Source organism: Pseudomonas sp. 21615526 (assembly GCF_013386245.1).
Taxonomy (GTDB): domain Bacteria; phylum Pseudomonadota; class Gammaproteobacteria; order Pseudomonadales; family Pseudomonadaceae; genus Aquipseudomonas.
The window spans coordinates 40,097-47,423 of the sequence record NZ_JACAOM010000098.1; the positions used below are offsets into that span (position 1 = coordinate 40,097).

9 protein-coding genes are annotated in these 7,327 nt (G+C 61.4%); 6 read left to right on the forward strand and 3 right to left on the reverse strand.

All coding sequences use genetic code 11. The annotated features are described in order from the left end of the window. The first annotated feature begins 11 nt into the window (after window positions 1-11). On the forward strand, window positions 12-1,466 hold the full coding sequence (locus tag HX786_RS25030) for a TrkH family potassium uptake protein (RefSeq protein ID WP_008430983.1): 1,455 nt from the start codon (window positions 12-14) through the stop codon (window positions 1,464-1,466). Here the strand turns inward: HX786_RS25030 and HX786_RS25035 are convergent. Continuing rightward, on the reverse strand, window positions 1,423-2,478 hold the full coding sequence (locus HX786_RS25035; protein WP_003212986.1) for an AraC family transcriptional regulator: 1,056 nt from the start codon (window positions 2,476-2,478) through the stop codon (window positions 1,423-1,425). The genes HX786_RS25030 and HX786_RS25035 overlap by 44 nt on opposite strands. A 161-nt stretch (window positions 2,479-2,639) precedes the next feature. Between HX786_RS25035 and HX786_RS25040 the strand changes: the two genes are divergently transcribed. Both HX786_RS25040 and HX786_RS25045 read left to right on the forward strand, forming a co-directional pair. After that, window positions 2,640-2,951, forward strand: coding sequence for a DUF962 domain-containing protein (locus tag HX786_RS25040; protein ID WP_178912730.1), 312 nt, complete (start codon window positions 2,640-2,642; stop codon window positions 2,949-2,951). Between the two features lie 33 nt (window positions 2,952-2,984). Next, window positions 2,985-3,569 (forward strand): HD domain-containing protein, encoded by a 585-nt coding sequence (locus HX786_RS25045; RefSeq protein ID WP_003212982.1) that lies wholly within the window; start codon window positions 2,985-2,987, stop codon window positions 3,567-3,569. On the opposite strand, the gene HX786_RS25050 is transcribed toward HX786_RS25045, so the two are convergent. Continuing rightward, window positions 3,566-4,840, reverse strand: a complete 1,275-nt coding sequence (locus tag HX786_RS25050) for an MFS transporter (protein WP_052024259.1) — start codon at window positions 4,838-4,840, stop codon at window positions 3,566-3,568. The genes HX786_RS25045 and HX786_RS25050 overlap by 4 nt on opposite strands. Window positions 4,841-5,202: 362 nt before the next feature. Here HX786_RS25050 and HX786_RS31995 point away from each other — a divergent pair, with 362 nt between their 5' ends. The 3 genes from HX786_RS31995 (at window position 5,203) to HX786_RS25060 (ending at window position 6,865) form a co-directional block, all read left to right on the forward strand. Continuing rightward, window positions 5,203-5,331, forward strand: coding sequence for a hypothetical protein (locus HX786_RS31995; RefSeq protein ID WP_003212978.1), 129 nt, complete (start codon window positions 5,203-5,205; stop codon window positions 5,329-5,331). 74 nt (window positions 5,332-5,405) lie between these two features. Beyond that, on the forward strand, window positions 5,406-5,579 hold the full coding sequence (locus HX786_RS25055; protein WP_008430977.1) for a hypothetical protein: 174 nt from the start codon (window positions 5,406-5,408) through the stop codon (window positions 5,577-5,579). A gap of 86 nt (window positions 5,580-5,665) precedes the next feature. Beyond that, a complete protein-coding gene (locus HX786_RS25060; protein WP_003212974.1) occupies window positions 5,666-6,865 on the forward strand; it encodes an MFS transporter in 1,200 nt (399 codons plus the stop codon). Here the strand turns inward: HX786_RS25060 and arfB are convergent. After that, window positions 6,862-7,275, reverse strand: a complete 414-nt coding sequence (gene arfB / locus HX786_RS25065) for an alternative ribosome rescue aminoacyl-tRNA hydrolase ArfB (RefSeq protein WP_003212972.1) — start codon at window positions 7,273-7,275, stop codon at window positions 6,862-6,864. The two genes, HX786_RS25060 and arfB, sit on opposite strands and share 4 nt — an antisense overlap. Window positions 7,276-7,327: the final 52 nt, after the last annotated feature.

Genomic DNA, 7,327 nt, shown 5'->3' on the forward strand with positions numbered 1-7,327 from the left:
GAGCGGACCTCATGGCGTTGCCGACCTTACGGATAATCGGTTTCATTATCGGCATCTTCCTGATCACCCTGGCGATCGCCATGGTCATCCCCATGGCGACCCTGGTGTTTTTTGAACGCACCAGCGACCTGCCGTCGTTCCTCTGGGCCAGCCTGATTACCTTTATCGCGGGCCTGGCGCTGGTCATCCCCGGCCGCCCGGAACACGTGCACCTGCGCCCGCGGGACATGTACCTGCTGACCGTCTCCAGCTGGCTGGTGGTGTGCATCTTCGCCGCACTGCCGTTCCTGCTGACCCAACACATCAGCTACACCGACTCGTTCTTCGAAAGCATGTCGGGCATCACCGCCACCGGTTCCACGGTGCTCAGCGGCCTGGACACCATGTCCCCGGGCATCCTCATCTGGCGCTCGCTGCTGCACTGGCTCGGCGGTATCGGCTTTATCGGCATGGCGGTGGCGATCCTGCCGCTGCTGCGCATCGGTGGCATGCGTCTGTTCCAGACCGAATCCTCCGACCGCTCGGAAAAGGTCATGCCCCGCTCACACATGGTGGCGCGCCTGATCGTGGCGGCGTACGTGGGCATCACCATCCTCGGCAGCCTGGCGTTCTGGTGGGCCGGCATGGGCCTGTTTGACGCAATCAACCATGCGATGTCGGCGATTTCCACCGGCGGGTTCTCCACCTCCGATGAATCCCTGGCCCACTGGAAACAGCCGGCCGTGCACTGGGTGGCGGTGGTGGTGATGATTCTCGGCAGTCTGCCGTTCACCCTGTATGTGGCCACGATGCGCGGCAACCGCCGGGCACTGATCAAGGATCAGCAGGTGCAGGGCATGCTTGGTTTGCTGGTGGTGACCTGGCTGGTGCTCGGCACCTGGTATTGGTGGACCACCAATCTGCATTGGCTGGAGGCGCTGCGCCACGTGGCGGTAAACGTCACTTCGGTAGTCACTACCACAGGTTTTGCGCTGGGGGACTACAGCATCTGGGGCAATTTCTCGCTGATGCTGTTCTTCTATCTGGGCTTTGTGGGCGGTTGCTCCGGCTCCACGGCTGGCGGGATCAAGATCTTCCGTTTCCAGGTCGCCTACATCCTGCTCAAGGCCAACTTGAACCAGTTGATTCACCCACGGGCGGTGATCAAGCAGAAGTACAACGGCCATCGCCTCGATGAAGAAATCGTGCGTTCGATCCTGACCTTCTCGTTTTTCTTCGCCATCACCATCTGCGCCATTGCCCTGGCCCTGTCGTTGCTGGGCCTGGACTGGATGACCGCGCTGACCGGCGCCGCCAGTACCGTGTCCGGCGTGGGCCCGGGCCTGGGTGAAACCATCGGCCCGGCCGGTAACTTCTCCACCCTGCCGGACGCGGCCAAGTGGATCCTGTCATTCGGCATGCTGCTGGGCCGGCTGGAGATCATTACGGTGTTTGTGCTGTGCATTCCGGCGTTTTGGCGTCACTGACAGGCAGCTCATGCAACCGCGCCCGGTACTCGCCGGGCGTGGCATCGAACCAGCGGCGGAACGCACGAAAGAAGTTGCTCGGGTCGGCAAACCCCAACAGGTAGGCAATTTCCAGCAGGGTCATGCTCGGCTGCGCCAGGTATTGCTCGGCCAGTTCGCGGCGGGTGTCGTCGAGCAAGGTCTGGAAACTCGTGCCCTCCTCCTGCAAGCGGCGCTGCAAGGTGCGCTGGGACAGGTGCAACGTCTGCGCAACCACTTCACGCTTGGGCTCGCCCTGGGGCAGCAATCGGCATAGCACCTGCCGCGCCTTGTGGGTCACCCGGCTCTCGGAAAACCGCGCCAGGTACTCCCCGGCAAAACGATCGTGCAACAACGCCATCGCCTCGTTCGCCGTGGGCAACGGCGCTTCCATATCGGCCCGCTCGAAGATCAGCGCGTCATAGGGCGCGTTGAACACCAGCGGTGCATGGAAGGCTTGTTTGTAGGGCGCCAGGTCCGCTGGCTGATCGCCCTGCACCAGCACCTTGCGCGGTTGCAACGTGCGCCCGGTCAGCCAGCCGCATAACGCCAGGGCACTGGCCAGGGACGCTTCGGCACTTTGCCGGGTAGGCGGCAGGTGGTCGCCGTGCACCGTCAGAATCAGCGCATAACCTTCGGGCAACAGGCGGAAACTCAGGTCGGCACTTTCAGCAATGATTCGCTGGTAACGCACCAGCCGCATAAAACCTTCGGCCAGGGTATTGCTGGACATCAAGGCGTAGCCGGCCACATGAAACGATGCCGGGCGCACCACCTTGCCCATGTTCAAGCCAATCGCCGGGTTGCCCGACAGCTCGACCGCGCGCTGCCAGAGCCGGGTCATGGAGTCCTGGGGGAAGCGTGCATCCGGGTCATTCAGCGCGGCGTAATCCAGGCCAAGCTGCTTGAACAAGGCACGGCAATCCAGGCCGTCCATTTCCAGCGCCTTGACTATCCCCATCGCCCAGCTTGCAGAAGTCGTTCGTTCGCTCATGGCGTTTTCTTAACAAGGAAGGCTGAAACGACAGCCAGGAATCCGAAGGATACTAAAGTGGCATCTATTGTCACTGGCTGTTACCACTGATGACTCTAGACTCAAATAAGCTCCCCGCCGAACATCTGTCGGGCAGAACAATAACCAGAGGGCCGACCACTGTGGAAAATGCCAGGAAATTCAACAGCTTTGCCGATTTCTACCCGTATTACCTGAGCGAACACGGCAACAGTACGTGCCGTCGCCTGCACTTTATCGGCACCAGCCTCGTTATCTTCATACTCGCGTTGGCGATCGGCAAAGGTGCGTGGTGGCTGCTGCTGGCGCTGCCGGTAGCCGGCTACAGCTTTGCCTGGATCGGCCATTTCTTCTTTGAAAAGAATCGCCCGGCGACCTTCCAGCATCCGCTGTACAGCCTGTTGGGGGATTTCGTGATGTACCGCGACATGATTCTGGGCAAGGTGCCGTTCTAGCCCCACGCTTGAAGAACAATAAGAGAGGCTTTGATGAACCAGCAGGCCCGTTTCACCCATATGCAGGATGGTACCCAGGAAGACTGGGCGATCATCGCCAAGGATTTCAGTGCTTACGCCCGGCAATTGCCAAGCCGGATCCTGGCGCATCTACGGCTGCTGGAGGGCGACTTCGGCGGCTTCCCGGTGGACCGCCTGACCCACTCGCTGCAAACCGCCAGCCGCGCCTGGCACGATGGCCGGGATGAAGAGTACGTGGTGTGCGCCCTGCTCCACGACATCGGCGACACCCTCGGTTCCTACAACCACCCGGACATCGCCGCCGCGATTCTCAAGCCGTTCGTAAGCGCCGAGAATCTGTGGATGGTGGAGAAGCACGGGATCTTCCAGGGCTACTACTTCTTCCACCACCTGGGGATGGACCGCCACCTGCGAGAGCAATTTGGCGACCACCCGCAGTACCGGCAAACCATCGAGTTCTGCGCGCAGTACGACGCGGCGGCGTTCGACCCGGCCTACGACACCCTGCCGCTGAGCTTCTTCGAGCCGATGCTGGCGCGGGTGTTTGCCCAGCCGAAGAACTCGCTCTACAAGGCGGCGATGGAACGCCAGGGTTAAACCGGCAGCAATGTGCCGCCGTGACCGGTTTGGGTGGCTGGCTCCGGATCTTTGACGATCTCCCGGGCCACCATCAGGATCACGATGGCCGCAATGATGTCGAAAATCGCCAGCACCACAAACAGCGGGCTGTAGCCGACCTTGGTCACCAGCACGCCGAACACCGCAGTAAATGCCGCAGCCCCGATAAACCCGCACATCTGCCCGCCACCGGTGGCGGTGGCCACGTCATTCTTGCCGAATGAGTCCGAGGCGATGGAAAACAGTGCACCCGACAAGGTCTGGTGGGCGAAACCGCCGACACACAGCAGGGCAATCGCGGTGTAGGCACTGTCCACCAGGCCGATGCACGCCGGGCCGATCATGCACAGGCAACCGAACAGCATCACCAGCTTGCGCGAGGTGAACAGCGAGACCTTGAAGTAGCGGTGGAACAACGGGCTCAGGTAGCCACCCAGCACACAGCCAATGTCGGCGGCCAGGAACGGCAGCCAGGCGAACAGCGCCATTTCCTTGATGTTCATGTGCCGCTCGGTCATCAGGTACAACGGAATCCAGGCATTGAACGTCTGCCAGGCCGGCTCCGAGAGCATCCGCGCCGAGGCGATGGCGAAAAAGTTGCGGCTCTTGAGGATGCGCTTCCAGCTGGCTTTCTTCTGCACGCCTTCCTTGAGGTGGGTTTCCTGGCCGGCCTCGATGTACTCACGCTCGGCCTGGGCCAGCAGGCGCTGGTCACGCGGGTGCTTGTACAGCAGCAGCCACAGCCCGCTCCACACCAGGCCGATGCCGCCAACGATCAGGAATGCCAACTGCCAGCCGCTGTGCAAAATCGCCCAGACCACCAGTGGCGGCGCCAACAACGCACCAAACGACGAACCAAAGTTGAACCAGCCGATGGCGACGGAGCGCTCCTTGGCCGGGAACCACTCGGTAATCGCCTTGACGCCGCCGGGGAAGCCCGCCGACTCCGTCAGCCCCAGTGCGCCACGGGCCACTGCCAGGCTCTGCCAACCGGTGGCGAATGCCGCCAGGGCACAGACTACCGACCAGGAGATGGCGAAGATGGCAAAGCCCATCTTGGTACCGATCGCATCGATCACATAACCGGCGATCGGCTGCATCAAGGCGTAGCACACCTGCCAGGCAACAACGATGTGGGAATACTGCTCAGTGGAGATGCTCAGGTCGGTCATCAGCGTGGGGGCTGCGACTGAGAGCGTGTTGCGGGCCAGGTAGTTAATAATCAGGCCGACCGTCATCAGCCCGACCATCCACCAACGGATGCCTTTGATTTTCATCGCTTCACCTTAATTATTTTTAGATTTGAGGCGTACGTTCTGCGACCGAGCGCATCCGTATTACGGGCGCTATAAAACTGTAACGTCATATGTCGTCATACAACTGTTAGCGTTATATTCAGTCCGCAGCACGATGTCAATCCGTTAAGGGTGATGTTGTACGATGACAATCGACACCCCTGTGGCGCCACGTCACTTGCGCGGCGGGATGAAGACGCGTTCATTTTCTGAGATAAAATCTTTCTGTCATTTACAGTGCTGTATCCTGCACAGGCTTTTTGAACGCGCGGAATCACCTGCGATTGATAAAACAGATCTTGCGAGGAGCGACGACGATGCACGAAATCCCTAATCTCCCCTTCCCAAGCCTGCACGAAACTGAGCAGCCAACCCCGCAACAGGCCGGTGCCACCAAGCCCGAGCCCAAAGAGGCAAAACCGGTCGACCGCAAGAGCGAAGACTGAGAGCCGTACCCAGACCGTGTGGAAAGCGTGACATTGCGCGCTTTCCACACCGCCTGAACACCGTGAGCCCCGCCATGACCGACACCACCCCCGATACCGCCCTGCTCGACACTGCCTTGCACATGGTCGACGTATGGAACCGCCTCACTCCGGAAAAACAGGCCCTCCTGCTCAAGCGCTTCGGCACCCAGGAAAACGCCCTCGCCGCGTTGGTAACCACGCAACTGCTCAACCCCGCCGATCGCTAAAAGTTTGCTTTGCTGCCCCCGCACGCGCCCAGCATCGGTATCATAAGCAGCCTATCTTTTCCTGCTGCGACAGTGGACCTCTCCCCATGCCAGATACCCAGCGCCCCATGGCGGTCACGCTGCAAGTCGTTTCCATCGTTTTGTTCACCTTCATCGGCTACCTGAATATCGGCATTCCCCTGGCCGTGTTGCCTGGCTATGTGCACAGCGACCTGGGCTTTGGCGCCGTGATCGCGGGCCTTGTGATCAGCGTGCAATACCTGGCCACTCTGCTGAGCCGGCCCTATGCCGGACGCATCATCGATAATCGCGGCAGCAAGCGCGCCGTCATGTACGGCCTGGCCGGTTGCGGGTTGAGCGGCGTGTTCATGTTGCTCTCGGCGTGGCTGTCACACCTGCCGGCGCTGAGCCTCACCAGCCTGCTGATTGGCCGCCTGGTGCTGGGCAGCGCTGAAAGCCTGGTGGGCTCGGGTTCCATCGGCTGGGGCATTGGCCGGGTGGGCGCGGCGAATACCGCCAAGGTCATCTCCTGGAACGGCATCGCCAGCTACGGCGCCCTGGCCATCGGCGCACCGCTGGGGGTGTTGCTGGTCAGTCATTTCGGGTTGTGGAGCATGGGCGTCAGCATCATCCTGCTGGCGGTGCTGGGCCTGCTGCTGGCCTGGCCGAAAGTCGCCGCGCCGATCGTGGTGGGCGAGCGCCTGCCGTTCATGCATGTGCTGGGGCGCGTGTTGCCTCACGGCTGCGGGCTGGCGCTGGGCTCGATCGGGTTTGGCACCATCGCCACCTTCATCACCTTGTATTACGCGACCCAGCATTGGGATAACGCGGTGCTGTGCCTGAGCCTGTTCGGTGCCAGCTTTATCGGGGCGCGGTTGTTGTTCGGCAATTTGATCAACCGCATTGGCGGGTTTCGCGTAGCGATTGCCTGTTTGTCGGTGGAGACGCTGGGGCTGCTGCTGCTGTGGCTGGCGCCGGATCCTCATTTGGCGTTGGCGGGTGCGGCGTTGAGCGGGTTTGGCTTTTCCCTGGTGTTTCCGGCCTTGGGTGTGGAGGCGGTCAACCTGGTGCCCGCCTCGAGCCGGGGTGCGGCGGTGGGGGCGTATTCGCTGTTTATCGATTTGTCGTTGGGGATCACCGGGCCGTTGGCCGGGGCGATTGCGGCGGGGTTCGGGTTTGCCTCGATCTTCCTGTTTGCGGCGATCGCGGCGTTTGGCGGGTTGCTGTTGAGCCTGTATTTGTACCGGCAGGCGCCTAAGTACCGCGAAGAACGTCAGGCGAGTTAGAAGTCCACCTTGCCGCGGCCGGCCTTGATGCTGCCGCGTTTGGTCTTGGATTCGAGGCGGCGCTTCTTTGAGCCCAGGGTGGGTTTGGTGGGGCGGCGTTTCTTTTCGACCTTGGTGGCGCTGAGGATCAGTTCCACCAGGCGCTCGAGGGCGTCGGCGCGGTTTTGTTCCTGGGTGCGGTATTGCTGGGCCTTGAGGATCAGTACGCCTTCGCTGGTGATGCGGGTGTCGCGCAGGGCCAGCAGGCGTTCCTTGTAGAAGTCAGGCAGGGACGAGGCCGGGATGTCGAAACGCAGGTGCACGGCGCTGGAGACCTTGTTGACGTTTTGACCGCCAGCGCCCTGGGCGCGGATGGCTGTCAGTTCGATCTCGGCGTCGGGGAGGTGCACGTTGTTGGATATCACCAGCATTTTTTGATCGGGCCTTGGGGTGGAGGGGTAAGGATACGCCAATGTGTTGGGC

What these genes read in the sequence shown, in the direction of transcription:
- HX786_RS25030 (WP_008430983.1), top strand. Translation starts at nt 12, where the DNA reads ATGGCGTTGCCGACCTTACGGATAATCGGTTTCATTATCGGCATCTTC.
- HX786_RS25035 (WP_003212986.1), bottom strand. Translation starts at nt 2,478, where the DNA reads ATGAGCGAACGAACGACTTCTGCAAGCTGGGCGATGGGGATAGTCAAG.
- HX786_RS25045 (WP_003212982.1), top strand. Translation starts at nt 2,985, where the DNA reads ATGAACCAGCAGGCCCGTTTCACCCATATGCAGGATGGTACCCAGGAA.
- HX786_RS25050 (WP_052024259.1), bottom strand. Translation starts at nt 4,840, where the DNA reads ATGGTCGGGCTGATGACGGTCGGCCTGATTATTAACTACCTGGCCCGC.
- HX786_RS31995 (WP_003212978.1), top strand. Translation starts at nt 5,203, where the DNA reads ATGCACGAAATCCCTAATCTCCCCTTCCCAAGCCTGCACGAAACTGAG.
- HX786_RS25055 (WP_008430977.1), top strand. Translation starts at nt 5,406, where the DNA reads ATGACCGACACCACCCCCGATACCGCCCTGCTCGACACTGCCTTGCAC.
- HX786_RS25060 (WP_003212974.1), top strand. Translation starts at nt 5,666, where the DNA reads ATGCCAGATACCCAGCGCCCCATGGCGGTCACGCTGCAAGTCGTTTCC.
- arfB (WP_003212972.1), bottom strand. Translation starts at nt 7,275, where the DNA reads ATGCTGGTGATATCCAACAACGTGCACCTCCCCGACGCCGAGATCGAA.